At 68.5% G+C, this 23,542-nt stretch carries 19 protein-coding genes and 5 pseudogenes; 16 read left to right on the plus strand and 8 right to left on the minus strand.

Annotated features, from left to right (window positions below; all coding sequences use genetic code 11):
* The first annotated feature begins 155 nt into the window (after positions 1-155).
* A complete protein-coding gene (locus ACO0M4_RS31340) occupies positions 156-974 on the plus strand; it encodes a methyltransferase domain-containing protein (protein ID WP_430374450.1) in 819 nt (272 codons plus the stop codon).
* Between the two features lie 135 nt (positions 975-1,109).
* On the opposite strand, the gene ACO0M4_RS31345 is transcribed toward ACO0M4_RS31340, so the two are convergent.
* Positions 1,110-1,421, minus strand: coding sequence for a hypothetical protein (locus tag ACO0M4_RS31345; protein ID WP_430374451.1), 312 nt, complete (start codon positions 1,419-1,421; stop codon positions 1,110-1,112).
* 274 nt (positions 1,422-1,695) lie between these two features.
* Here ACO0M4_RS31345 and ACO0M4_RS31350 point away from each other — a divergent pair.
* A pseudogene (locus tag ACO0M4_RS31350) lies at positions 1,696-1,827 on the plus strand (12-oxophytodienoate reductase); the annotation flags it as partial.
* Positions 1,828-2,235: 408 nt separating this feature from the next.
* Here ACO0M4_RS31350 and ACO0M4_RS31355 read toward each other — a convergent pair.
* Both ACO0M4_RS31355 and ACO0M4_RS31360 read right to left on the minus strand, forming a co-directional pair.
* A complete protein-coding gene (locus tag ACO0M4_RS31355) occupies positions 2,236-3,579 on the minus strand; it encodes an IS630 family transposase (RefSeq protein ID WP_430374452.1) in 1,344 nt (447 codons plus the stop codon).
* A gap of 73 nt (positions 3,580-3,652) precedes the next feature.
* Entirely contained in the window at positions 3,653-4,999 is a 1,347-nt protein-coding gene (locus ACO0M4_RS31360; RefSeq protein WP_430369505.1) for an IS630 family transposase, read from the minus strand.
* Positions 5,000-5,159: 160 nt separating this feature from the next.
* On the opposite strand from ACO0M4_RS31360, the pseudogene ACO0M4_RS31365 reads away from it, so the two are divergent.
* From ACO0M4_RS31365 to ACO0M4_RS31400, 8 genes and pseudogenes are all read left to right on the plus strand, one after another.
* Positions 5,160-5,564 (plus strand): annotated as a pseudogene (locus ACO0M4_RS31365) (GNAT family N-acetyltransferase); the annotation flags it as partial.
* Positions 5,565-5,607: 43 nt separating this feature from the next.
* Complete coding sequence (locus ACO0M4_RS31370; RefSeq protein ID WP_430375380.1) at positions 5,608-6,258, plus strand: hypothetical protein; 651 nt, start codon at positions 5,608-5,610, stop codon at positions 6,256-6,258.
* A complete protein-coding gene (mtnA, locus tag ACO0M4_RS31375; protein WP_430374453.1) occupies positions 6,216-7,775 on the plus strand; it encodes an S-methyl-5-thioribose-1-phosphate isomerase in 1,560 nt (519 codons plus the stop codon). Before ACO0M4_RS31370 ends, mtnA begins: the two co-directional genes overlap by 43 nt.
* On the plus strand, positions 7,772-8,443 hold the full coding sequence (gene mtnB, locus ACO0M4_RS31380; RefSeq protein ID WP_430374454.1) for a methylthioribulose 1-phosphate dehydratase: 672 nt from the start codon (positions 7,772-7,774) through the stop codon (positions 8,441-8,443). The genes mtnA and mtnB overlap by 4 nt, the downstream gene beginning before the upstream one ends.
* Positions 8,440-9,018 (plus strand): 1,2-dihydroxy-3-keto-5-methylthiopentene dioxygenase, encoded by a 579-nt coding sequence (locus tag ACO0M4_RS31385; RefSeq protein WP_430374456.1) that lies wholly within the window; start codon positions 8,440-8,442, stop codon positions 9,016-9,018. Before mtnB ends, ACO0M4_RS31385 begins: the two co-directional genes overlap by 4 nt.
* On the plus strand, positions 9,015-9,674 hold the full coding sequence (gene mtnC / locus ACO0M4_RS31390; RefSeq protein WP_430374457.1) for an acireductone synthase: 660 nt from the start codon (positions 9,015-9,017) through the stop codon (positions 9,672-9,674). The genes ACO0M4_RS31385 and mtnC overlap by 4 nt, the downstream gene beginning before the upstream one ends.
* Positions 9,569-10,360, plus strand: coding sequence for an S-methyl-5'-thioadenosine phosphorylase (locus ACO0M4_RS31395; RefSeq protein WP_430374459.1), 792 nt, complete (start codon positions 9,569-9,571; stop codon positions 10,358-10,360). Before mtnC ends, ACO0M4_RS31395 begins: the two co-directional genes overlap by 106 nt.
* Positions 10,361-10,366: 6 nt before the next feature.
* Positions 10,367-10,486 (plus strand): annotated as a pseudogene (locus tag ACO0M4_RS31400) (methionine adenosyltransferase domain-containing protein); the annotation flags it as partial.
* Positions 10,487-10,529: 43 nt separating this feature from the next.
* Here the strand turns inward: ACO0M4_RS31400 and ACO0M4_RS31405 are convergent.
* The gene (locus ACO0M4_RS31405; RefSeq protein ID WP_430374460.1) at positions 10,530-11,921 is read right to left on the minus strand and encodes an AMP-binding protein; all 1,392 of its coding nucleotides are present in this window, start codon (positions 11,919-11,921) and stop codon (positions 10,530-10,532) included.
* A gap of 377 nt (positions 11,922-12,298) precedes the next feature.
* Here ACO0M4_RS31405 and ACO0M4_RS31410 point away from each other — a divergent pair, with 377 nt between their 5' ends.
* On the plus strand, positions 12,299-13,039 hold the full coding sequence (locus ACO0M4_RS31410) for a class I SAM-dependent methyltransferase (protein WP_430374462.1): 741 nt from the start codon (positions 12,299-12,301) through the stop codon (positions 13,037-13,039).
* Between the two features lie 186 nt (positions 13,040-13,225).
* Positions 13,226-15,484, plus strand: coding sequence for an ArnT family glycosyltransferase (locus ACO0M4_RS31415; RefSeq protein WP_430374463.1), 2,259 nt, complete (start codon positions 13,226-13,228; stop codon positions 15,482-15,484).
* 79 nt (positions 15,485-15,563) lie between these two features.
* On the opposite strand, the gene ACO0M4_RS31420 is transcribed toward ACO0M4_RS31415, so the two are convergent.
* Entirely contained in the window at positions 15,564-17,054 is a 1,491-nt protein-coding gene (locus ACO0M4_RS31420) for an alpha/beta hydrolase (protein WP_430374464.1), read from the minus strand.
* A gap of 79 nt (positions 17,055-17,133) precedes the next feature.
* Here ACO0M4_RS31420 and ACO0M4_RS31425 point away from each other — a divergent pair.
* Positions 17,134-17,331: pseudogene (locus ACO0M4_RS31425) on the plus strand (transposase); the annotation flags it as partial.
* 50 nt (positions 17,332-17,381) lie between these two features.
* A pseudogene (locus ACO0M4_RS31430) lies at positions 17,382-17,534 on the plus strand (IS5/IS1182 family transposase); the annotation flags it as partial.
* Positions 17,535-17,698: 164 nt separating this feature from the next.
* Here ACO0M4_RS31430 and ACO0M4_RS31435 read toward each other — a convergent pair.
* Entirely contained in the window at positions 17,699-18,631 is a 933-nt protein-coding gene (locus ACO0M4_RS31435) for a LysR family transcriptional regulator (RefSeq protein WP_430374465.1), read from the minus strand.
* Between the two features lie 117 nt (positions 18,632-18,748).
* Between ACO0M4_RS31435 and ACO0M4_RS31440 the strand changes: the two genes are divergently transcribed.
* Together ACO0M4_RS31440 and ACO0M4_RS31445 are read left to right on the plus strand one after the other, a co-directional pair.
* Complete coding sequence (locus ACO0M4_RS31440) at positions 18,749-19,594, plus strand: alpha/beta hydrolase (RefSeq protein WP_366338374.1); 846 nt, start codon at positions 18,749-18,751, stop codon at positions 19,592-19,594.
* A 14-nt stretch (positions 19,595-19,608) separates the two neighbouring features.
* Positions 19,609-21,060: an MFS transporter gene (locus ACO0M4_RS31445; RefSeq protein WP_430374466.1), complete on the plus strand. Its 1,452-nt coding sequence runs from the start codon at positions 19,609-19,611 to the stop codon at positions 21,058-21,060.
* Between the two features lie 321 nt (positions 21,061-21,381).
* Here ACO0M4_RS31445 and ACO0M4_RS31450 read toward each other — a convergent pair whose 3' ends face one another.
* A complete protein-coding gene (locus ACO0M4_RS31450; protein ID WP_430374468.1) occupies positions 21,382-22,728 on the minus strand; it encodes a serine hydrolase in 1,347 nt (448 codons plus the stop codon).
* Positions 22,721-23,404, minus strand: coding sequence for a TetR/AcrR family transcriptional regulator (locus ACO0M4_RS31455; RefSeq protein WP_430374469.1), 684 nt, complete (start codon positions 23,402-23,404; stop codon positions 22,721-22,723). The genes ACO0M4_RS31450 and ACO0M4_RS31455 overlap by 8 nt, the downstream gene beginning before the upstream one ends.
* Between the last annotated feature and the right edge of the window lie 138 nt (positions 23,405-23,542).

Consider the following 23,542-nt stretch of genomic DNA (forward strand, 5'->3'; position numbering starts at 1 on the left):
CACAACCCCCGGCGCCTGGCCCCGGGCCACGCCCACGACCACGACCACGACCACGACCACGACCACGACCACGACCAACGTCGAACCGTGCGCCGGTCTCCGTTCGCCATTCCCCATCCCCGGATCGTGGATCACCCCCCTGTTATTTTCGGGCGGTGACGGACTATGAAGTGGCCGGGGAGCCCGGCAAGGGGTATCTGCTCGACAATCAACAGGCCGAGGCCGGCGAGCGGTTCACGGCGTTGGCCGAGTTGTTCGATCCGGTGACGTTCCGGCGGCTGCGGGCGCTGGGCATTGCGGACGGGTGGAATTGCTGGGAGATCGGGGCGGGCGGCCCGAGCGTGCCCCGGTGGCTGGCCGAACGGGTCGGGGAGAAGGGCCGGGTGCTGGCCACCGATCTCGATACGTCATGGATGCCGCAGGTCGGGGCGCCGTACGAGGTGGTACAGCACGATGTGGGCGTCGACGAGGCGCCGGAGGGGTCGTTCGACCTGGTGCACGCGCGGCTCGTCCTGGTGCATGTGCCGCAGCGCGAGGCCGCGCTGCGGTCCATGGTGCGGGCCCTGCGACCCGGCGGATGGCTGCTGGTGGAAGATGCCGATCCGGCGCTACAGCCGCTGGCCTGCCCAGACGAGTACGGCCCTGAGCAGGAGCTCGCGAACCGCATCCGACGCGGCTTCCGAGCGCTGCTCGCGGAGCGGGGCGCGCAACTCGCCTTCGGGCGGACGCTCCCCCGGCTACTGCGGACGGCCGGGCTGGCTGATGTCGAGGCCGATGCGTACTTCCCCATCACCTCTCCGGCCGGGAGTGTGTTGGAGGCCGCGACCGTACGGCAGATCCGCGATCGGTTGGTCCAGGGCGGGTTGGCGACGGCCGAGGAGATCGAGGAGCATCTGGCGAACATCGGTGCCGGCCACCTCGACACCGCGACAGCGCCGTTGATCTCCGCGTGGGGCCGGAAGCCGCCGCAATAGCCCCACCGGGTTGCCACCGTGGCGGGAAGGGCCGGCCGGCGGGTGCCGCCGGCCGGCCCTTCCGGTCCGGTACGACCCGAGCTGGTCACGCCCGACGGAGCACCAGCTCAGGGCGCCGGGAATGCGGCCCGCACGTCAGCGAAGGCCGCCCAGCAGGGAGCCGCGGTCGCCGAACCCCGATGAGCCGCGGTTACTCAACCCCGTTGAGCCACGGTCAGCGAGGCCCATGGAACCGCGGTCGCTGAACCCCCCGAGGAGTCGATCCCCGATGCCGGAGGGAACGCCGTTGTTTCCTGCGCCCCCGAACAGATCGTCATTGGGGCCGTCCGCCGGCTGCTGTGCGGTAACCGGTGCGGCGGCCTGGGCCGGGGCAGCCGTGGCGGCGAGCCCCACCACGGGAAGCGCGGCCAGCAGCGCAGCCGCAGCGATGCGAGACGGGTTCAACACGAGACATTCCCTTCGTCGTCAACCATGACAGTGGAAGCCTGTCCACCTGCACCGGCGGGGGTCCGGTACGGGACGCCGAATCACCTGATCGGAGCCCGGGTACCAACCGGCTTCGCCCTGGGTGCGGACGAGCCGGGACAGGACATGGCCCGGGCCGGCCGCGGCCCTCGCCGTGCTGTGCGGCGCGTCGCTCACCGGCCGGTCACCTCGACCGGATGCCGGTCCGGTTCGCGTCGAGCCCCGCTGCCACCGGCCGACTGCCGGAGCACTCACCGCCGCGGGCGTCGGCCTGATCATCACCGAAGGCACCTACGTCAACCACGAATCAGCCGGATCCAGCGACCGCATACCACGCTTCCACGGCGAAGAGCAGCTGGCGGGATGGGCGAAGGTCGCCCCGGCCGTACTCAGGGGATCCGCACCCCTTCGCGCCACCAACTCCCCGCGCGGCAAAGGGAAATGCCCAGCAATCATCGCCGTACGACCACACGGCACGCGAGGGCGCCGTGTGCGAGGCAGCAGTGCAACAACCGCCAGACGAGGGATACGGGGAATACCAGAATAGAATTCCGGGCAAATTGGGCGCGACCTAAGAAACTCCCCTGAGAGGCGCATTCAATGCACCGCGTCGCAGCCATCATTTTCGGAACTCTCGCAGCACTGTGCGTCTTCACCACTCCGGCAAGCGCCGCGCCCCACGACGGCCCCTCGGTAACGGGATCGTACGACTCCGCGTTCTTCAACCCCAGGCTCTACGACACCAACACCAACATGGTCATGTCTGGCTAGTGTGATGCGCCAGAAATTTTGATGGTTAGTTCTGCTCTGTTTTCTGGCTGTCGGTTGCGACCTTGGTGAGGTAGTCGGCGAGGGAGTTGAGAATCTCGTCGGCGGTCTTGGTCCAGGTGAAGGGCCGTGGGTTTTCATTCCAGGTATCGATCCACGCGGTGATGTCGTCCTCCAGGGCCTTCACGGAGGTGTGGACGCCGCGGCGGATGAGCTTGTCGGTCAGCAGTGCAAACCAGCGCTCAACCTGGTTGATCCAGGAGGAACCGGTCGGGGTGAAGTGGATATGGAAGCGCGGATGCCTTCCCAACCATGCCTTGATCTCGGGGGTGTTGTGGGTTGCGTAGTTGTCACATACGAGGTGCACGTCGAGTCCGGCGGGGACCGCCTTGTCTATCGTGATCAGGAACTTCTTGAACTCAATGGCCCGGTGACGGCGGTGGAGTTCGCCAATGATGGTGCCGTCGGCGATGTTGAACGCGGCGAAGAGGCTGGTAATGCCGTGCCGCAGGTAGTCGTGTGTGCGGCGTTCGGGCATCCCAGGCATCATCGGCAGGACCGGCTGGGACCGGTCCAGTGCCTGAATCTGGGCCTTCTCGTCCACGCATAACACCACGGCTTTCTCGGGCGGGTTGTGATACAGGCCGACGACATCGACGACCTTCGCGACGAACTGCGGGTCGGTGGAGAGCTTGAAGGAGTCCTGCAGGTGAGGTTTGAGGTCGAACCTCTTCCAGATCCGACCGATGGTGGACTTTGACAGTCCGGTGTGGGCGGCCATGGAGGCACGTGACCAGTGCGTGTCCTTGCCTGGCGTGGACTCCAGGGTCGCCACGACGACGTCTTCGACCTGGTCGAGCAGGATCGACGGTGGCCGGCCCACCCTGGGCTCATCGACCAGCCCGTCCAGCCGATGGGCGATAAAGCGGGCTCGCCATCGGTTCACCGTCTGGTGGCCGACGCCGAGTTCGGCAGCGACCCGCTTGTTGGTCCCGCCCTCCGCACACCGCAGCACGATCTTCGCCCGCAGAGCCAGGAATTGAGCGGTCTTCGCCCGCCGCGACCAGCGCGTCAGCTGGGCCCGCTCGGCCTCGCTGAGCACCAACTCCGCCTTGCGTCGACCTGGCCGCGACTCATCTGCAAGTCCTGCCATCCGCTGGGCGGCAAACCGTGAACGCCACTTCCTCACGGTGTCTGTGGTGACCTTGAACTTTGCTGCTACGCGCGCATTGGGCATCCCGTCCGCACAGGCAAGGACGATGCGCGCTCGTTCAGCAAGACGCGGCACGACCGCTCCGCCCGCCCAACGCAGCAACTCCGCGCGTTCCCTACCGGACAGCGCAACTTCGACAGCACGAGGTCCTCGAGACATAAAAACAGGCTACAGACTTAAGCTCAGGATTTCTGGCGCATCGCACTAGTGCGATGCGCCAGAAATCCCGAGCTTAAGTTTCTTGTTGGTTGTTGGTGTCTGGAGGAGTGATCCTGGTGAGGTAGTCGGCGAGGGATTTGAGGATCTCGTCGGCGGTTTTGGTCCACTTGAAGGATCTGGGGTTCTCGTTCCAGGTGTCGATCCAGGCCCTGATGTCGGCTTCAAGGGCTTTGACGGAGGTGTGGACGCCGCGGCGGATGAGCTTGTCGGTCAGCAGTGCAAACCAGCGCTCAACCTGGTTGATCCAGGAGGAACCGGTCGGGGTGAAGTGGATATGGAAGCGCGGATGCCTTCCCAACCATGCCTTGATCTCGGGGGTGTTGTGGGTTGCGTAGTTGTCACATACGAGGTGCACGTCGAGTCCGGCGGGGACCGCCTTGTCTATCGTGATCAGGAACTTCTTGAACTCAATGGCCCGGTGACGGCGGTGGAGTTCGCCAATGATGGTGCCGTCGGCGATGTTGAACGCGGCGAACAGGCTGGTAATGCCGTGCCGCAGGTAGTCGTGTGTGCGGCGTTCGGGCATCCCAGGCATCATCGGCAGGACCGGCTGGGACCGGTCCAGTGCCTGAATCTGGGCCTTCTCGTCCACGCATAACACCACGGCTTTCTCGGGCGGGTTGTGATACAGGCCGACGACATCGACGACCTTCGCGACGAACTGCGGGTCGGTGGAGAGCTTGAAGGAGTCCTGCAGGTGAGGTTTGAGGTCGAACCTCTTCCAGATCCGACCGATGGTGGACTTTGACAGTCCGGTGTGGGCGGCCATGGAGGCACGTGACCAGTGCGTGTCCTTGCCTGGCGTGGACTCCAGGGTCGCCACGACGACGTCTTCGACCTGGTCGAGCAGGATCGACGGTGGCCGGCCCACCCTGGGCTCATCGACCAGCCCGTCCAGCCGATGGGCGATAAAGCGGGCTCGCCATCGGTTCACCGTCTGGTGGCCGACGCCGAGTTCGGCAGCGACCTGCTTGTTGGTCCCGCCCTCCGCACACCGCAGCACGATCTTCGCCCGCAGAGCCAGGAATTGAGCGGTCTTCGCCCGCCGCGACCAGCGCGTCAGCTGGGCCCGCTCGGCCTCGCTGAGCACCAACTCCGCCTTGCGTCGACCTGGCCGCGACTCATCTGCAAGTCCTGCCATCCGCTGGGCGGCAAACCGTGAACGCCACTTCCTCACGGTGTCTGTGGTGACCTTGAACTTTGCTGCTACGCGCGCATTGGGCATCCCGTCCGCACAGGCAAGGACGATGCGCGCTCGTTCAGCAAGACGCGGCACGACCGCTCCGCCCGCCCAACGCAGCAACTCCGCACGTTCCCTACCGGACAGCGCAACTTCGACAGCACGAGGTCCTCGAGACATAAAAACAGGCTACAGACTTAAGCTCAGGATTTCTGGCGCATCGCACTAGTGCCGTGACCGAATAGGTTCACCGGGTTGGTGCCCAGGAAGGGTCTCCCATCACGCCCGCCCTCGAAAATCCAGTGGTCGCGATGGTTGGGAGCGAGGAGGATGCCTGGTCATGACCCTGCTACCGCACTGGCCGCTTGCGGGCCTGCGGTTGACCACACCGCGGCTGGAGCTGCGACTGCCGAACCTGGATGATCTCGCCGCCTTGGCTTCGCTGGCCGCCGATGGGGTGCATGACCCGGCGGTGCAGCCGTTCACCGTGGCATGGACCGATGTCGAACCCGAGCAGCGTGCTCGGAGTGTCCTGCAGTACCACTGGCGCAGTTGGGGCGAGTGGCAGCCGGAGAACTGGGAGCTGAACCTGGCGGTCGTGAGAGACGGCATTGTCGTGGGTACGCAGGGCATCGGCGCCCGGGATTTTGGGGTCCGTCGTGAAGTAGGCACTGGCTCCTGGCTCGGCAGGGCTCATCACCGCCAGGGCCTGGGGACTGAGATGCGCGCGGCCGTCCTCCACCTGGCCTTCGCCGGACTCGGTGCGCAGCACGCTGTTTCGGGGGCATATGCAGACAACACAGCAGACCCTCTTCGAGCAGTTGGGGGACCGGGACTACCGGGTGCCCGGTGTCCGCAACCTGGTGACCATGCTCGGCTTCGAGGAGGGCAACGAGCACCCGGCGGCCATCAACACGATGCTGGACAACATCCTGGAGCCCGGCGACCTCTTCCTGTCGGAGATGCAGATCCTTTCCGACGGTGGCTGGCACCCGATTTTCAACTTCTACCAGAACGACCTCATGCGCCGGTTCTCCAAGATCGCTCTGGAGCGTAGCCAGCCGCACGTCGACTCCGAATACGGCGTCTACCTGGTCCCGTTGTCGCTCGGTACGGACGGTGCGCCCACCATGGCCGCCGTGACCGCGGAACGCATACGCGAGTCCCAGTCCGGAGCCGACAGCATCTTCGTCACCAACTACTGCCTGAAGTTCGCTCTCGACGAGTACCGGCACCTGCGGGAGGAGTCGGGCCGGCTGAAGGTGCTCGCACAACGCACAACGCACCACGGCCGACGGCTCCGTCGTCTTCCAGCTGACGCAGAAACTCTGACCGCCTGTCCTTCCGGGCCGGCTCCGGGCGCCACCCGGAGCCGGCCCCTACCGGGAGCACCCACGTGTCGCGATCACTTGACTGGTACGAAGGACACATCCGCCTGATCGACCAGCGGAAGCTGCCCGCTCACCACCGTCAGCTCGACATCACCACCGTCGACGAACTCATCGACGCCATCACCGCGCTCGCCGTACGCGGTGCACCGGCCCTCGGCATCGCCGGAGCGCTCGGCGTCGCCCTGTCCGCCGCCCGGCACACCGTCTCCGGGCGCACCGACGCCGAAGCCGTCCGGACCGACGCGGACCGCATCGCCCAGTCCCGGCCGACCGCGGTGAACCTCTCCAAAGGCGTGGCGCGGGCCCTGTCAGCGCTCCCCCGCGGAGCCGACGCGGTCCTCGCCGAGGCGCGGTCCCTGCTGGAGGAGGACGAACAGATCAACCGCGCCGCCGCGCGGCACACCGCCGAATACCTGCTGGCGAGCACCACCCGCCGGCCGCTGAGGGTCCTGACCCACTGCAACACCGGCAGTCTGGCGACCGGTGCATGGGGCACGGCCCTGGGCGCCATTCGTGACCTCCACGCCCGCGGGCTGATCGAGACCGTGCTGGCCACCGAGACCCGCCCCCTCCTCCAGGGCGCCCGCCTGACCGTATGGGAACTGCAACGCGACGGGATACCCGTACGGCTGTGTCCCGACGGGGCCGCAGCGTCGGCGCTACAGGCAGGAGACATCGACTGCGTCGTCGTCGGCGCCGACCGCGTCACACGCAACGGGGACGTGGCCAACAAGGTCAGTACGTATCCCCTGGCGCTGGCCGCCGCCCGGCACCACGTGCCCTTCGTCGTGGTGGCTCCGCAGTCCACCGTGGACGAGACCACCCCCACCGGCGCCAGCATCCCCATCGAGCACCGCGGACCGGACGAGGTCACCTCGCTCGGTGGGGTACGGACCGCGCCGCCCGGCACGGCCGTCTACAACCCCGCCTTCGATGTGACACCGCATGACGTGATCAGCGCCGTCGTCTCCGAACACGGGGTACGCGAACCGACTGTCGGCACCCCCGGACTGGCGGAGCGACTGGCCTCCCACACCACTGTGGTGAAGGACTTCCCCTCCCCCGGCGTCGACTTCCAGGACCTCGCGGGGGTCTACCGCCAGCCCGGCCTGCTCCAGGCCGCGGCACGCGAGATCGTCCACCGTGCCCGGGGGCGGTTCGACGCGGTGGTCGGTATCGAGGCCCGCGGTTTCGTCCTGGCCTCCGTCATCGCCGCCGAGGCCGCCGTGCCGCTCGTTCTGGCGCGGAAGCCGGGCAGGACACCGGGCAAGACCCAGTCCGCGCGGTATCGCAGCGAATACTCCAGTGACGCACTGGAAATGCCGGTCGACGCGCTGGGCGCCCAACACACCGTGCTCCTCGTCGATGACGTGCTCGCGACCGGAGGCACGCTGTCCGCCGCCCGGTCCCTGGTGGAGGCGTGCGGAGCCACCGTCGCCCGCTGCGCGGTCCTCATCGAAATCGCCGCCTTGAACGGGGCCGCGCGCATCGCCCCGATACCCGTCGACGCGCTGCGGTCCATCCCCGCACACCAACCCACCGCCCCAGGAGGCGAGCACCCATGAAGCCTGTAACCATCGGTGAAGACGTCGAACTGCGGCGAGCACACCTCGCCGCGGCCTGCCGCGCCCTCTACCAGCGCGGCTGGATGCCAGGAACGTCGGGAAACATCTCGGTACGGAGCGGCGATGCCGTCGTGATCACGGCCAGCGGCCGAAGCAAGGGCACGATGTCCCGCCACGACACCGTCCTCGTCGAGCCCGACAAGGGGCTCCCGCTGCTCGGCGAGAGCGAATGGCCCTCGGCCGAGACCTCCATCCACCTGGCCGTCTACCGCCAGCTGCCCCCATGCGGAGCGGTCGTCCACGCCCACGCACCGTATTCCACGACCCTCGCCACCCTGGCCGGCGCGGCCGGCTCCATCGGTCAAGTGACCTTCTCCGATTGGGAGTTGGCCAAGGGTCTGGGTGTGGTCGATCCGCTTCTCGTCACGGTTCCCGTCTTTGCCAACTGGCCCGAAGTTCCCCGCATCGCCGAGGACGTGACGGCGTATCTCGATGGGTCGGGGGCTGATGCTCCGCCCGCGCTGTTCATCGACCGGCACGGCGTGACCACTTGGGGGCGCGCCCTCGAAGAGGCCCGCAACCGGCTGGAGTGCATCGAGGAACTGAGTCGGCTGACCCTGCTGGTCGGCACTCACGGGGCCGGAGTCGCGAAGGGGGTGGCGCAGTGACGCTGCTGCAGATCATGCCCGCGGACGCGCCCGAGACGGTGCTGCTGCGCACCGGCGACCTAGACGTCATCCACAAGGAACTCATCAAGATCGGCGTGCGGTTCGAGCGGTGGCACGCCACCCACTGGCTGCCCGCGGGCGCCGACGACGCCCGGGTCATGAAGGCGTACCGGAGCCACATCGACCGCATCAGCTCCGAGGGCGGCTACCGGCTCGTCGACATCGCGCGGATGAGTCCCGCGCCGACCGACCCCGAGTGGCCCGAACGCGCCCGCGCGGCCCGTGAAAAGTTCCTGGCGGAGCACTTCCACGACGAGGACGAGGTGCGCTTCTTCGTCGAGGGAGCCGGCTGCTTCTACCTCCATGCCGGGGGCAAGGTGCACGCCATGGTGTGCACGGCCGGTGACCTGCTGGCCGTACCCAGCCGGACGGTCCACTGGTTCGACATGGGGCGGTCCCCTTCCTTCACCGCGATCCGCTTCTTCCAAGAGGAAGACGGGTGGATCGGCAGGTTCTTGCCGGACAGCATCGCCTCCCGCTTCCCCACTCTCGACGACCTCCTGGCCCCGGCATGACCGGCGCCGTCGTCCTGGACATCGAAGGCACCACCAGTTCCGCGGCACACGTCCACGAGGTGCTCTTCCCCTACGCCCGGGCGCGGCTGGCCGGATGGATCGCCGCACACCGGGCCGATCCCGAAGTACAGCGGACTCTCACCGAGGTCGGCCGGTATCTGGGTTCGGACACCGTTGCCGACGAGACGGCGGCCGTCCGCACTCTGCAGAAGTGGTCCGACGAGGACCGCAAGGCCGGCCCGCTCAAGAAGCTCCAGGGGATGATCTGGAGCGAGGGCTACCAGCGGAACGAGCTGACCGGGCACGTCTACCCCGACACCGTGGAAGCGTTGGATGCCTGGCGCGAGCGCAGCACAGGCATCCACATCTACTCCTCCGGGTCCGTCCAGGCACAGCAGCAGTGGTTCCGACACAGCCCGTACGGCGATCTCCGGGGCCGCCTGACGCACTACTTCGACACCTCGAACGCCGGGCCGAAGACGGCGGCCGCCTCCTACCGGACCATCGCCGCGCACTCCCGCCCAACCGGCTCTTCCCGTAAGGAATCTCCATGCCCCTTCCCTCCGCGGACATCGCCGTCATCGGCGGATCCGGCCTGTACACCCTGCTCGACCACGGCGACGACGTGCTGCCGGACACCCCCTTCGGCCCGGTGAGCGACCCGATCACCGTGGGGAAGCTGGGGAGCCGCTCGGTGGCGTTCCTCGCCCGCCACGGCCGCAACCATCAGCACGCACCGCACACCGTCAACTACCGCGCCAACCTGTGGGCACTCCAACAGCTGGGCGTGACCCGCGTGGTGGGCACCGGAGCCGTGGGCAGCCTCACCGCCGCAGTGCCGCCCGGCAGCCTGGTGGTCCCGGACCAGTTGGTCGACCGCACCGGCGGCCGTACCCAGACGTACTTCGACGGTCCCGACGTAGCGCACGCTTCCTTCGCCGACCCGTACTGCCCCGAAGGGCGCGCCGCCGCCCTCAAGGCGGCCGACCTCAGCGGGTGGACCGCGATCGACGGCGGCACCCAGGTCGTCATCCAAGGTCCGCGTTTCTCCACCCGCGCCGAGTCCCGGTGGTACGCGACTCAGGGCTGGACCCTGGTCGGCATGACCGCACATCCCGAGGTGGTCCTGGCCCGTGAACTCGGCCTGTGCTACGTGCCGTTGTGCCTGGTCACCGACCTGGATGCCGGGATCGAGGCCGGGCTCGGGGTGACCCAGGAAGAGGTGATGGAAACCTTCGGCAAGAACGTCGAGCGGCTGCGCGAGGTGCTGGTCGCCACCCTGCGCACCCTCCCGGAACACCCATCCTGCACCTGCCGCGCCCTGCGGCCGGACGCCCTGTAGAACATGGTCGCCGACGTCTTCGGCCTGCGCCCGGCCGCGATCATCCGCGACCTCGACCTGCTGCGCCCGATCTACGCCCAGACCGCCGCCTACGGCCACTTCGGCCGCGAACTCCCGGACCAGTAGTTGCCGGATCAGCTGGCCCACGTATCGCGTCGGCGGTCAGCGGTCAGCGGTCAGCGGTCAGCCGGACGGAACCATCGGGCATTCGGCGGCCCTGTAAGCCGGTGCGGAGAGCCCCGACGCCGGGAAGCCGGTGCGCGTCGCCGTAGAGGGAGGTTGTCGGTGTGCTTCCGTCCGACCAGCCGGACAAGCCGAGCCACAGGTCCCCGGCCTCCGCCGGCGCCCCGGTCGTGGGCGACACGACGCTCACCCGGTGACCGGGCAGGGCGGTCGTGCGAATGTCCTCGTCGCCGGCCGTTCCCGATGACCGCACCATCAGGCCGGTCGAGGTCTGGTGGTGGCGCATTCCCCAGCGGACGTTGCCCGGCGTCGCGGGCCACCCTCGTGTTGCGGGCCACGCTCGCCTTGCGGCCCCCCCTCCCCTCACTACGGGTGCGCACGGTCCAGGATCCGTCCGGGCCAGCGATTCCACCGTGAGCGAGCTGAGCAGCTCGACCTCGGATAACGGCGTGTGCTGAACGCTGGTGGCGGCGTCCGGGTCGGTCATTATCGCCATGGAAACGTACGCGCTGCGCGCCCCCTCTTTATGCGCCTGGGCTGCCACATCCACCGCGGATCGTTTTTCCTTCTGCCCCATTACGACCGTGGTCGCACCCGCCGTCAGCGGCCCGAGAAAACTGAAACACAGGTGTTCCATAGAGCCCGGGGGCGCTGCGGCGACGTACCGCTGACCGGGCCGAAGACGGGTGAAATACAAATCCGTCAACCGGCCGACCGCACAGGCGTAATGGGAATGGAGCCAGCCACGTAATTGGCTCCCTTCCTCGCTCCCACCGGAGTACTCCAGCAGGAAGGGTGCGCGGGATTGATGGATTGCCCGCGGGCGGTACCGGACCGCATGCGAATAGGATTCCTCGTACGACGACCAGCCAGGTACCTGCCCGCCGACAGTGATACCCGTCCACGTCGACGCCGGTCGCACATCCTGCGCGGAGTCCGGATCGGTGATCACCACGGTGGCACCGCTGAAGGCCAGCACGTTCATCAGTTCCGCACCGGCGGCCATGGGCGGGGCCGGGACGACGATGGCTCCCAACTTCAGTGCGGCCAGCTGTATTTCCCACAGCGCGGCGACCTCGCACAGCGAGATCAGGATGCGCGTACCGCGCCCCACTCCTTGTCGCACCAACCACCCGGCAACCCGGTCCGAGCAGGCGCGGAGTTCTTCGAAGGTGATCTGCTGCGACACCCCGTCGACGCCACTCCAGACGACCGCCGGAGCCGCATCTCCACGAGCAGCACTGTCGAACCAGTCACTCGCCCAGTTGAATTCCGTCAGCTCCGGCCATGAGAAATCGAAAGAAGCCGTCCGGCCATCAGCAATATCGTCAACTATTTGCTCACGTAATGCCTTAAAAACAGATCCAGCTGTCCGCAAGATGCCCCCATTTCTCGTCACTCCGACCCACGCACCTTATAGCGATCACCACCGCCCTACTGTGTCACTCATCTCGGTTTGACCAACTCCCCGCACGGGCAACACTCTTCCCTTGGATAACGTCCGCGTTAATCCAGCCAAATACCGCCACAATTTCGGCCATGATGCGACCCACGTCCGGGCCGCTATTTACGGTATCGACGCAAACATTTCATCCATGCACAAGGTCTTCACGATTCAATGGTTCGATCATGAAATTCTCGCAGGACGGCGGGCCCACCAGCAATTCTGTCCAAGCACTTCCCCGTGACCGGAACGTCCGACTCGCCCAAGAGACCTCGCGCCGGCCGCAAAGACCGTGCCCTACGCTCCCGACGGTGACCACGCAACCGACGAACGAAGCCGCCATCCAGCAGTGGAACACCCTTCCCCGTGAGGCAATGGAAGCGATGGAGCCGGACGGCGACTTCGCGAAACGCCATCTGATCAACCCGGTGCTGCTGCGCATGCTCGGCGACGTGCGCGGCCGACGCGTCCTGGACGCCGGATGCGGCCACGGCTACTTCAGCCGCATGCTCGCCGCCCGCGGAGCCCACGTCACCGCCGTCGAACCCACCGACGGAATGCTGGCCTACGCCCGACAGAAGGAAGACGCCCTGGGGCAGGGCATCCAGTACGTCCAGGCCGACCTCGCCAGACTGCCCGACCTGGGCGGCGAATTCGACGCCGTGGTGTGCAGCATGGTGCTCCCGGCCGTCCCCGATTGGAAACCGGCCATGCGAGCCTGCGTACAGGCCCTACGGCGCGGTGGACTGTTCGTCTTCTCCGTCAACCACCCGGCCTTCGAGCAGTTGCTGACGACCTGGCGCACCCACGGCGCGTACCGCTTGAGCCGGTACCTGGAGGAGTACGAGATCCCCCAGACCTACGCCCCCGACTTCCACCGCCCGATCTCGGCCTACCTCAACGAGCTCTCCGCCCTGGGATGCCGACTGCGCGAATGCGCCGAGCCCGGTCTCGACCCCGGCATCGCCCAAGAGGCGCAGCACACCACACCCGGTATCGAAAGCTATGTCCACCTGCCCAACTTCTTGATCGTCGCGGCCGAACGTGGGTGAAAGCGGACGTCAAATGACAAGTTGAGCGCCATTCCCGCGGGTCGCCCCGGCACGGGTAATGAATCACACTGCGCGGATTAAAGGCGGCATCAGGTCGGTAAAAGGTTCCCCCGCAACCGATGAGAAATTCCTTGGAACAGCCGGCTGCGGCTCGACGTGCCTCGAACATGCCCAAGACTGCTGCGCATGGCCACGACAGTCCTCGATAGAACCTCCCCCACCAGCGCCGCCATCCGGCGCGCACCATGGCGATCGCCGGTGGGGCAGCCTGCCTACGCGCGACCTGCGCTGCTGGTCATCGCCGTGCTTGCCGCCGTGCTCTACGCGTGGGGGATCAATCACAGCCATTACCACACCTTCTACGCGAACGCCGCGCGCAGTATGACGGAGAGCTGGAAGGCGTTCTTCTACGGTTCCTTTGACCCCGGTAATTCCATCACCCTCGATAAATTGCCGGGATTCCTCTGGCCACAGGCGATTTCTGCCCGCATTTTCGGCTTCCATCCCTGGGCGCTGACGCTTCCTCAGGTATTGGAAGGGGTGGCGAGCCTGCTGGTCCTGTACCGGGTGGTGCGCCGCTGGGCAGGCGACAACGCGGCGCTGATCGCGAGCGGCGCGTTCCTGCTGACGCCGGTGTCGGTGGGGCTGTTCCGTACCGCCGTCGAGGACCCGTTGTTCACCCTGTGCGTGCTGCTCGCGGCCGAGGCCACCCAACGCGCCGCGGAGGCAGGCCGGTTGCGGCCGCTGGTGATGGCCGGTGTCTGGGTCGGCATCGGCTTCCAGTCGAAGATGCTGGAGGCGTGGGCGGTCCTTCCCGCGCTCGCCGTCGTGTACCTGATTTCGGCACCGATCCCGCTGCGGAAGCGGCTGGTGCGCCTCGGGCTCTCCGCGGTGGTGATGACCGCCGTCTCCGCCTCGTGGATGGTGGCCGTCGCCCTCACCCCGGCCAAGGACCGGCCGTACGTCGACGGCACCACGAACAACTCCGCGTTCAGCATGGTGGTCGGTTACAACTTCCTCAACCGCTTCTCGTCCCTGGGCATCAGCGCCGCCTCCACCGGCAGCATCAGTGCGACGCGGGGCGGTGGCGGACACAACACGGGTCACGGCGCGAGTCGTGACGGCAGTCTCAACGGGGGCCATGACGGCGGCGCGTCGTACGGTGCCGGGTCGAGTGACGGTGCGGGCGCCCGTCGCGGCGACGCCCCACACCTGCGGAACGCCGATGGCGGCGGCACGCCCGGCAGGCAAGGCGGACAGCGGACGGGGTCCGCCCCACTGTCCGACCAGACCCATCGCGGCGCAGGCGGCGGCTTCGGCAACAGTGGTCAGGACGGCTGGTCCAAGATGTTCGGCTCGTCGCTCGCGTCGCAGACCGGCTGGCTCTACCCGTTCGCCGCCGTCGCCCTCGTCTGCGGCCTTCTCTGGCGCCGGGGCAAGCCGCGTACGGACCGGATCCGCGCCGGCTACGTCCTCTGGGGCACCTGGCTGACCACGTACTTCCTGGTCTTCAGCGCAGGCAGCGTCGGCGGCCACACGTACTACATGGGCGTGATCGCGGTACCGCTCGCCGCGCTGACCGGCGGCGGCCTCACCCTGCTGTGGCGCGCGTACCGGACCGGTGGACGCCGCGCCTGGGCGCTGCCCGGTGCGGTCGCCGCGACGGTGGCGTGGGGTGCGTACCTCGCCGGCGAGTTCCCGTCCTTCCTGCCGTGGTTGGCGCCGGCGGTCGGCGTGCTGGGGCTGGCCGCCGTCGCCCTGCTGGCCCTCGCCCGCCCGGGCGGCGCCCGGCACGGCGGCCGGCTGGCCCTGGCCGGTCTCGCCGCGTCGCTCGCCGCCCTGCTCCTCGCGCCGAGCGCCTGGGCGGTGCAGGTCTTCAACCCGACGTACGGCAGCTCCACCATGGGCGCCGTCGGTCCGTCCAGCACGCGCGGCGGCCATGGCGGCCACAGCGGCCACGGCACGGCGAAGGCGCCGGGCGGCGGGCACAACAAGGGCGGCTTCGGCGACTCCGACGGCCAACTCACCGTTGCTCAAAGGAAGTTGCTGGCCTACACCACCGCCCACCGAGGCTCCGCCGGGTACGTCTTCGCCACCAACGGCTGGAACAACGCGTCCCCGTACATCCTCGCCACCGGCGCCCACGTCCTCCCCCTGGGCGGCTTCAGCGGCCAAGTCCCCTTCCCCACCAAGGCCCGATTCCGTCAGCTGGTGAACTCGGGCAAGGTCCGTTACGTCCTGCTGGGCGGCGGCCGCGGTATGGGCGCCATGTTCGGTGGCGGCGGCGGTGGCACGACGTCCGCCACCCGGATCACCGACTGGGTACGGTCCAGCTGCACTCGCGTCCCGGCGTCGGCCTACGGCGGCACGCGGTCCCCGGCGACCGCACCCACCGGGGAGGGCGACACCGCCCAAACCCTCTACCGGTGCGATCCGGCTCGTTGACCGGACACCCTACGCAGACACCGCCCCCGACCGCGCTTTCGCGGATCGGGGGCGGTGCCGTACGGACTTCCGGTCGGCACTAGGTACCGGCCGGGGCGGTCGGCGTGTGGACGTGGCCGGCCAGCCAGGGAAACGCGTCAGAGAAGGCGGCGGCAGCCAACTGCCAGGTGTGGCCGTCGGGTTGGTAGTGCAGGGTGCAGGAGATTCCCTTCTTGCCGCCGGCGGCGCAGAGCTTCTGTGCGTCGGCCGCCTGGCCGCCCATTCCGTCGCCGGGGATGTCACGTCCGCCGAAACCCGTGGGGCCCGGGCGGGTCATGGTGCCGCCGTGCCGGTGCTGGCCCCGGTGCCCGCCCGGCCGACCGCCGGTTCCCCCCTGGCCGTTGGTGTGCGGGCCGCCCCATGTGCCGGGTCCGCCGGGCCCGCTGCCGGGGCTGCTGTTGACGAACCAGCCCGCGGTGCCGGTGTAACGGGCGTGCTCCGCCATCACGGTCATCGGGTCGAACTTCGCCCACGCTGCCGCGCTGCCCCCGTAGAGCTCCTTGATGGTCAGTTGCTTGGTGCCGACGATCGGTCCTTCGTCCCCTGCGATGTCCTCGAAGCTACTGAACAGCTCCGGATGCATGACGGCGAGATCGACCGCACAGGTACCGCCCATGGAAAATCCGACGACCCCCCAGTCAGCCGCGGCGGACGAGGCACCGAAGTGTGAAATGACGTAGGGCCGAAGGTCTTTGGTGAGGTGGTCGGCGGCGTTGCCCCGCGGGCCGTTGACGCACTCGGTGTCGTTGTTGAAACTTCCCCCCGAGTCCGCGAACACCAGGATCGGTGCCTGGCCGTGGTGGGACTTGGCGTAGGAGTCGACGGTGGTGAGCGCACCACCGGTGCGGATCCAGTCGGCGGGCGTGTTGAACTCGCCCCCGATCATCATCAGCACGGGCAGTTGCGGATGGTGAGCCCCGGTGAACCAGGCGGGCGGGAGGTACACGTACTCCTCGCGGTGGACGAAGTGACTGGCCGTGTCGGGGATGTTCACCCCCACCAGGCGGCCGGTGGTCATCGTGCTCCCCTTGCCCTGCAACGCACTCAGTTGCGCGGCGTCGACCTGGTCGGGCAGTGGACCGGCGGTGATCTGCGCCCAGGCTTCCTGCACGGTCGGGAAGTAGCCCACCCACTGGTTCAGCACCAGTCCCGTGCACAACAGGCCCAGTGGGATCACCGGCACCGACAACACCCGCCGCCACCAGCGTGCGCCCCGCCAGCCCAACACGGCGACGGCCAGCGCCGCCGCGGTGATCCCGATCCACAACCACAGCGACGTCGGCGCCGGGTCGGTGGCGAGCGCGTTGGCGTCCACGTACCACATCGCCAGCAGCGCCACGAGCAGCCCGACACCGGCGGCGACGGGCAACCACAGCAATCTCCAGCGCCGGGTTCGCCAACCGACGACCACGACGAGCAGTACTCCAACGACGATCTGGATCGTCAGCGGCAACCAGCCGTCCAGCAGCGAGATGCCGGCGTGCCAGACAGGTGCGGGCGCGTTTCCGTGCGAGGGGGCAGAGAGGTACACAAGCAGCCAGGGTGCCTGTGGTTGAGGAGCGCCCACCATATTCACCGAATGAGGAACTGGTGAGAATTGCCTTACTGATCGACGCGGCGTCGCCCACGGTTCCGGACTGGGCAAGGTCCGCTGGGTGGTCGAGCGCGCCTTCGCCTGGCTGCACCAGTTCAAGCGGCTCCGCATCCGCTACGAGCGACGCGCGGATCTCCATCAGGGCCTGCTCGAACTGGCCTGCAGCCTCATATGCCTCCGCCGCCTACGAACTTCATTCTGTACTGATCAGTAAAGGGCCGCGTGCTGCGGACCGGTGACGCATGCTGGGCGAACTACGCCGCCGACCGCCAGGGAACACCGCTCGCCGTCACGCTCACCGGCGGAAACCGCGACGACAGCACCCAACTCCTGGCACTGCTGGACGCGGTCGCACCGATCCGGGGACTTCGCGGACGCCCCCGGCGCAAGCCCCGACGCCTGGATGCCCCGTCAGGTCTGCGCTCAGCCTCTTCGGTGACTGCGGCGAGCGGTGACAGGTCCTGGGCCTGCGGGGCGACGCAACGTTCTGAGACTCGCTCGTGTACGCCGTGCGCCTCACGCCGAGGCCGACCCGTGCCGGAAGGCCGGACACGCGCATGCGAAGGGATGACCGGCCCGAATCAAGTGTGGTGCCGGAGCCGGCCGTTGAGTGCGGCACCGACGTCGGGGCAGTTCTTCCGGATGGTGTCGAGGAAGGCGCGCAGCACCGGGGAGTGGTCGCGGCCCGCGAAGGACAGGACGAGATCGGGCAGGGGCGTGCGCGGGGTCACTTCACAGAACCGCACTCCCGGACGCGGGACCGCCCTCATGCGGGACGGCCCCAGGCCGACGCCCACGCCCGAGGCGGCGAGGCCGATGATCGTGTGCACGTCCCTCGCGACGGTCGCGCCGCCGAGAGCCGATGAGTCCGTGCCCAGCAGGGTGCGCAGTCCGGCGACTACAGCGGGCTCGTCCTCGCCGGCCGACACGATAAGTGACTGTCGCCGCAACTGGTCGGCACTTACCGACTGTTGACCCGCGTACGGGTGCGCCGTACTTACCACAGCAATCACGTGGTCGCGTCCGATCGGGACGGACACGAGATGCTCGGCTCCGCCACCCCGTGGCGGACCGAGGGTGAGGGCCACGTCCAGCTCCCCGGCGACGAGAGCTGAGCTGCTGCGGCTGGTCGCCATCTCGTGCAGTTCCAGTCTCACGTCGGGCCGTTCACGGCCGAACCGGCTCAGGACGCCCGGCAGCGGGTCGAGCAGTGCCGAGGCGATGAAGCCGAGGCGCAGACGTCCCGTCTCGCCGCGCGCGGCCCGGCCCGCATCGACCGTGGCCGCCGCGATCTCGTCGAGCGCCCGGCGTGCCCGCGCGAGGAACGCCTCACCGGCGGCGGTCGGGAACACCCCCTGACGTGTGCGGTCGAACAGCCGGGCCCCGACCTCGCGCTCCAGGTCGGCGATCTGCTTGGACAGCGGCGGCTGCGCGATGCCCAGCTCGCCGGCCGCCCGGCCGAAGTGTTCGTGCTCGGCGAGAGCAACCGCGTACCGCAGGTGTCGCGCTTCCATGGCTCGCCCTCCATCCCATCGATCCCATCGGCTGCCGACAAGACCTCAAAGATATTGCCATGCCACTTACCAGATCTATGAATGGATGGCGCTGTGGTTCCTGTCTGGAATGGAGCTATGAAGAACGTATCTCTGACCGACACCGTCTTCGTTTTCGTGCACGGCGCCTGGCACAGCTCCGGACAGTGGGCAGCGACGCAGCGCGCGCTGGCCGGACTGGGCGCTGCGAGCGTGGCCGTCGACATGCCGGGGCACGGCTTCGACGCACCCCTGCCCACCGGATACCTGCTGCCCGGCCAGCCGGGCCTGCTGACCGAGAAGTCACGGCTCGCCCCCCTGACGATGGACGACTGCGCCGAGGCAGTACTGAGCGTCCTGCGCCAGGTGCGTCACCATCGCACTGTCGTGCTCGTCGCGCACAGCGCGGGCGGCGGTCCCGCGTCCCTGGCCGCGGAGCGGGCGCCCGAGCTGGTGGACCGGATCGTCTACCTGTCCGCGTTCGTCCCGGGCGGGCGGCCGCGGTTCTTCGACTACCTGGGCTCACCCGAGAACGCCACCGCGCTGGGCCAGAACCTGAACCTCGGCGACCCCGAGGCCCTGGGCGCCGTACGGATCAATCCGCTCTCACCGGATCCCGCCTACCTCGACGAACTGCGGGAAACCCACTACCACGACACCCCGCTGGACCGCTTTGACCGGTGGCGGTCCGCGCTGAGCCCTGATCTGCCCCTGGCGATCCCTACGGCTCCGGTCACCCTGACCGCGGCACGGTGGGGACGAATCCCACGAACTTTCCTGCGCTGCGCCGAGGACCGGGCGCTGGCACCGGCCGCGCAGGACCTGATGATCGCGGAAGCCGACCGGGCCTTCCCCGGTAACCCGTTCACTGTGCATACCCTGCCCGGCAGCCACAGCCCGTTCGCAGCCCGGCCGGGCGAGCTCGCCGCGGTCCTCGCCTCGTGAGCCGGCATCGGCCCGTGAGGGGTTCCCCGTTCCTGAGCGCGGGACGGCTCGCGGCCGGTGGCGGCGGGCGGCTCGTACTGCCGGTCGTGCTGTGCGCGACATTCGTGCAGTTGCTCAACGTCACCGTCGCGCAGATCGCCGCCCCGGCGATCCGGGCCGACCTGGGTGCCGGCTCAGGTGCCGTGCAGCTGATACTGGCCGGGTACACCCTGACCTACGCCTGCTTGCTCATCACGGCCGCGCGCCTCGGCGACCGGTACGGCTACCACCGGCTGTTCGTGCTGGGCACCGTCGTCTTCATGGCCGGTTCAGTAGCCGCCGCGTGTGCTCCCGATGCCACGTTCCTCATCGCGGCCCGGCTGGTCCAGGGCGCGGGCAGCGGCTTGGTCGCCCCGCAGGTTCTGTCGATCATCCAGGTCGCCGTCCCCGCTGCCCGGCGCCCACGGGCTCTCGGCCTGTTCGGTGCCACGATGGGAGTGGCGTCGCTGGCCGGGCCGCTGATCGGCGGACTCCTCGTCGGCGCCGACCTCTTCGGTCTCGGCTGGCGCTCGGTGTTCCTGGTCACGGTGCCGGTGGCACTCGTCTCGCTCGCGGGCGCGACCGTACTGCCTCGCACGCGAGGCGCGGCCGGACAGCGCGTGGACGGGGTGGGCGTGTTACTGACCACCGTGGGCTTCGGTGCGCTGGTGCTGCCGCTCGCGCTGGGCGGGGAAGCCGGCTGGCCCTGGTGGACATGGGCCACTCTGGCCGTTTCCGCGGCCGTTCTCGGCTGCTTCGCCCTGACTCTCCCGCACCGGCCGGATCCCTTGGTGCATCCGTCGCTGTTCCGCGACCGGAGGGCGCGTGCGGGGGTGCTGCTGGTGTTTGTGTTCAACTCCGGGGTGCCGTCCTTCACGTATCTGCTGTTCCTGCATCTGCAGTCGGCCATCGGGTATCCCGCCCTCACGGCCGCGCTGACGTCGGCTCCCTTCGCGGCCGCGGCCGTGTTGGGCAGCCGTAGCGCACCCGCGCTGGCCCGCCGACACGAGTCGGCCGTGCTCACGGTCTCGGCGCTGGTATTGGCGGGGACGGCCCTGGCTCTCGCGCCGCTCATCGGCACGGCGGCCGGACGCTGGGCGGCGTTGCCGGTCCTGGCTCTCGGCGGCGCCGCGTTCGGCTCGTTCACCGCCTCGGTGTTCGCTCTGGTGCTGGCGAGGGTGGACGGCTCCGCGGCCGGTTCTGTGTCCGGGCTGTTGCCCACGGCTCAGCAGCTGGGCGGGTCGATCGGAGTGGCTGCGGCGGGGCTCGTCTACTTCGCACCCGCCGCCGGCCCGGGCGCCGCGTTTCGGCACGCCATGATCTACGAGGCCGCCGTCTTCACCGTCACCGCGCTGATCAGCCTTCGGATGCGCGATCGGAACCGACCAGCCGCGCCACGGGCAGATGCGGCGCGTCCTGCGGGGTCGCTCGGAACACCTGGAACGTGAGCCCGGCGAAGCGCCGGGATGCGAGGCAGCAGGCTCGTAAGCCTCGACGCCGAGCCGGCCTGCGGCCTCATCTGCCTCCGCCGTCTGCGAACCTCATTCTGAAACGATCAGTTAGAGCGGGCTGCTGAAGACTCCTGGCGGGCAGGTCAGGGACGCTTCGAGGGCCGGATCGGTCATGCGGACGAGCGATCGCTGCCCCCGGCGCACGGCCAGGTGCGTCAGCCCGCAACAGGGCCGGGCCAACCGGCCGGGAGGGGCCGTTCGTCCAAGAACTCGCGCAGAGGGGTGCGGGGGTGCCCGTGGTGGCAAGGCAGGCGCAGGTCAGCTGGTTTGGGCGATGGCGCGTAGGGCGTCGAAGGTCTCCTGTTCGTCTTGCTGGTCCCCGTAGTCGCTGAGTTTCACCACGACGGTCCGGCTTACGGGGTCGATGTAGATGTACTGCCCGTATACGCCGAGGGCGGAGTAGTCCTTGCCGTTGCCGCCGGGGGGATGCCACCACTGCGCGGAGTAGCCCCAGCCGTCGACTTTGTGGGGTGCCGGGGTGGCGATGCGTTTGATCCATGCCAGGGGGACGATCTGTTTGCCCTGGGCATGGCCGTTGTTCAGGACGAGCTGGCCGAGCTTGGCGTAGTCGCGGGGACTGGCGTTGATGCAGCAGAACGCTTTCTCGCTGCCGTTGTCGTGGTCGAGGTTCCAGGTGGCGCTGTCCTGGGCTCCCATCGGTGCCCAGATGTTGTCCGCCAGGAGGTCGGCCAGCGGTCGGCCTTGGACCTTGGCCAGGACCTGTCCGAGGAGTTCGGTGTCGATGCTGCGGTAGGCGCCTTGGCTGCCCGGCGGGAACTGCAGGTCGCGATGGTCGTGTGCGAAGGCGGGCAGGTCGCGGGTGAGGTACATCCGGGCGGTGCCTGTCAACGGGTAGTACTCGTTGTAGTTCTCCGGGACGTCCACACCCGAGGTCATGTCCAGAAGGTCGCGCACCGTGATGGTGTCGTAGGCTCCGCCGTTCCTGAGCTGGGGCAGGATGTCGATCAGTCGGTCGTCCTCCCGGAGTCTGCCCTGCTCGATGGCCTGGCCGGCGAGCAGGGACACCACCGACTTGGCGGCCGACCAGGAGGACAGGCGGGTGGTGGGGCCCACCCCGTCGCGGTACCACTGGTGGGTCAGTCGGCCGTTCTTGAGGACGAGGAAGGCGTTGGTGTGTGTGGTGGCCAGGAACTGCCCGGTCGGCACCCGCTCACCCTTCCACGGCACGGTGGCGGGAAGCGGCTCGTCGTGGACGGCCAGGGGCGCCGGTGTGGACGCGGCGGGGATGGTGCGGGTGGCGAACAGGTTGCCCTGCTGCGAGGGCTCGGTGGTCAGCAGTTTGGCCAGCGTGGGCGGGGAGGGAATGTCGAGCAGCTCGGTGGCCGTGTAGGAGCCGGCCACCAGCACGCCCAGCACCACCGGCAGCGCGATCAGGGTGCGTCGTAGTGCGCGCCGTGCCCGCGGTCTCCCGGACCGCGAGGTGGCAGGGGTGCGGTCGGTCGGCGCGGCTGCCCGGGTGGCGGGATCGGCGGAGGAAGCAGGCCGGGGATGAGTGACTGGCTCGGGGCCGCCGCCCTGCGGGGCGGACCGGTCCGCATCGACAGCCTCGTCGGCGGCCTCCTCGGCAGGGAGTTGGTCAGGCATCGGCGTCGCCCTTGGGAGTGCGGGCGGTTGCGTCGACGGCCAGCCAGAACGCCTCCATCAGTGTCTGGAAGACGGCCTCGTCGTCCTGCGCGGCCAGTTGCGGCAGGTGCGTGGTGATGGCCGGATAGCGCTCGGGGGAGATGGTGGCGTACGCCCCGGCCCAGGCACGCTCGTCAGCGGCCCGAACCTCCTGCGGGAGCGCCGCATACCCGGCACGCATGCCGGCGTATGCCAGCACGGTGTCGGCAAGCATCCGTTGGTACCGGGCCGCACTGCCCTGGTCCAGACCGATCTTCCCCAGCGCCGCGAGCATCGACTCGATCGCGGCGAACTCCCCCGGGCCGCGGGTGGTCCGGCACGCGACGGCCGCACCGACGTACGGGTGCGCCTCGAAGACCTCCACCAGGGAGCGGGCCAGCTCCTGCAGCGTCTCCCGTGGCCCCAGATCGTCGGGCACCCGCTCCACGGCCATGGCCAACAGCCGGTCACCCACAGCCAGTAGCAGCGCGTCCCGGTCCGCGAAATGCCGCCACACCGCCGACCGATCCACGCCCAGTTCCTCTCCCAGAGCCCGTCCGGTCAGCCCGTCCGGCTCCGCCCGCGCCGCGATCCGCACGGCCGCCTCCACGATCAGCTCCGGTGACAACCGCACCGCCCGGGTCTTGCCCATAGCCATATCCGCCCCACCCTCGAATTCATCAGCACTGTCATCAATGATGACAATGCTGCGGCGGGATGGTCAACTCTCTGGAGTACGACCACGATGCGGCGACGTTCGGGAAGAGCCTCCAGTCGGACACAGCCAGTCGAGACG

It is taken from the genome of Streptomyces sp. RGM 3693, assembly GCF_050471125.1.
Taxonomy (GTDB): Bacteria; Actinomycetota; Actinomycetes; order Streptomycetales; family Streptomycetaceae; genus Streptomyces.

Bases quoted from the DNA above. Each gene is read 5' to 3' on its own strand.
- ACO0M4_RS31355 (WP_430374452.1), bottom strand. From the start codon at position 3,579: ATGTCTCGAGGACCTCGTGCTGTCGAAGTTGCGCTGTCCGGTAGGGAA.
- ACO0M4_RS31360 (WP_430369505.1), bottom strand. From the start codon at position 4,999: ATGTCTCGAGGACCTCGTGCTGTCGAAGTTGCGCTGTCCGGTAGGGAA.
- ACO0M4_RS31370 (WP_430375380.1), top strand. From the start codon at position 5,608: ATGCAGACAACACAGCAGACCCTCTTCGAGCAGTTGGGGGACCGGGAC.
- mtnB (WP_430374454.1), top strand. From the start codon at position 7,772: ATGAAGCCTGTAACCATCGGTGAAGACGTCGAACTGCGGCGAGCACAC.
- mtnC (WP_430374457.1), top strand. From the start codon at position 9,015: ATGACCGGCGCCGTCGTCCTGGACATCGAAGGCACCACCAGTTCCGCG.
- ACO0M4_RS31395 (WP_430374459.1), top strand. From the start codon at position 9,569: ATGCCCCTTCCCTCCGCGGACATCGCCGTCATCGGCGGATCCGGCCTG.
- ACO0M4_RS31415 (WP_430374463.1), top strand. From the start codon at position 13,226: ATGGCCACGACAGTCCTCGATAGAACCTCCCCCACCAGCGCCGCCATC.
- ACO0M4_RS31435 (WP_430374465.1), bottom strand. From the start codon at position 18,631: ATGGAAGCGCGACACCTGCGGTACGCGGTTGCTCTCGCCGAGCACGAA.
- ACO0M4_RS31440 (WP_366338374.1), top strand. From the start codon at position 18,749: ATGAAGAACGTATCTCTGACCGACACCGTCTTCGTTTTCGTGCACGGC.
- ACO0M4_RS31450 (WP_430374468.1), bottom strand. From the start codon at position 22,728: ATGCCTGACCAACTCCCTGCCGAGGAGGCCGCCGACGAGGCTGTCGAT.
- ACO0M4_RS31455 (WP_430374469.1), bottom strand. From the start codon at position 23,404: ATGGCTATGGGCAAGACCCGGGCGGTGCGGTTGTCACCGGAGCTGATC.